This is a genomic window from Streptomyces sp. S3(2020), from assembly GCF_013044505.1.
Taxonomy (GTDB): domain Bacteria; phylum Actinomycetota; class Actinomycetes; order Streptomycetales; family Streptomycetaceae; genus Streptomyces.
The window spans coordinates 1-1,108 of record NZ_JABERD010000524.1 but is presented as its reverse complement, the minus strand read 5'-3'; the positions used below and the strand labels follow the sequence as shown (position 1 = coordinate 1,108).

The window sequence follows — 1,108 nt, the reverse complement described above, 5'->3', positions numbered from 1 at the left end:
TCTTTATTCTATTTTGTATGTTACACACATGATATCTTGCTTCTCTCCCTTCGTCTGTTGTCTCTGTCAGTCCCTACTTTGTTTGTGCTTATGTGTTTTTTTTTTCCCGCAGCAGACGGCCTACGAGAGGCTCAGGAGTCCCGTGGGCTCGGAGATGTGTATAACAGCCAGCCCCGGGTCCACCCGCCTCGGCGACCACTGGACCGGCGGTGAGACCGGCGCGTACGGCACCGCCGTGCCCTCGTCCGCCTCTCCCTCGGCCCAGGCGTCCAGGGGCGACGCCACCGACCGGGCCTCGGACCGTCCGAAGGCGGACGACGCCGCGCCGACACCGGACGAGGGCGCCACGGGCACCGCCACCGAGTCAGCGCCCGCCGCCTCGGCCACCGGTGCCTCCACCACCGCCGGAGTCCGCATCCGCGGTCAGGCCTCCGGACGCTGCCTGGACGTCATGGACGGCAGCACCGCCGAGCGCACGCCCCTCCAGATCTGGGACTGTTCGGGCGCCGCACGGCAACGCTGGCGGCTCGCCTCCGACGGAACCGTGCGGGCCCTGGGCATGTGCATGGACGTCGACGGAGGTTCCCGCGACGACGGCGCCACGATCCAGCTGACCTCCTGCAACGGCACCGGCGCCCAGCAGTTCCGCCTCAACGCCGCCCATGACCTGGTCAACGTCCAGGCCGACAAGTGCGTCGACGTCAAGGATCTGGGCACCGGCAACGGCACCCGGGTCCAGCTGTGGACGTGCACGGGATCGGACAACCAGAAGTGGAGCACCGCGTGACACGCCCCGGTACTCCGCCCACTCCCCACGCACCCGACGGAAGACAGAAGGACCCCATGACGGCCGCCTCCCCTGACCAGCCGGTGACCACGAGTGGCACGGCGGTCGCCGCGGCGACCTCCGCCGCGGAGCCCACGACCGTCCCCGTCTCCGTCCCCGCTCCCGTCCCCGACGTCGAGCCGGCCGCCGCCACCGTCACCTCCGAGGAGGAAGCAGCCTCCGCCGACCCGGACACGGGGACACACGAGGCCACCGCCACGGACAGCGACACCGCCCAGGAGGACGAGGAACGCGCCGAACCCCACGCCGAGCCCCGCACAG

At 69.8% G+C, this 1,108-nt stretch carries 1 protein-coding gene and 1 pseudogene; both read left to right on the top strand.

Annotated elements, in window-relative coordinates; genetic code table 11:
- Nucleotides 1–142 precede the first annotated feature (142 nt).
- Complete coding sequence (locus tag HLK59_RS52260) at nt 143–787, top strand: RICIN domain-containing protein (protein ID WP_346780019.1); 645 nt, start codon at nt 143–145, stop codon at nt 785–787.
- Nucleotides 788–843: 56 nt separating this feature from the next.
- Nucleotides 844–1,108 (top strand): annotated as a pseudogene (locus tag HLK59_RS50115) (hypothetical protein); the annotation flags it as partial.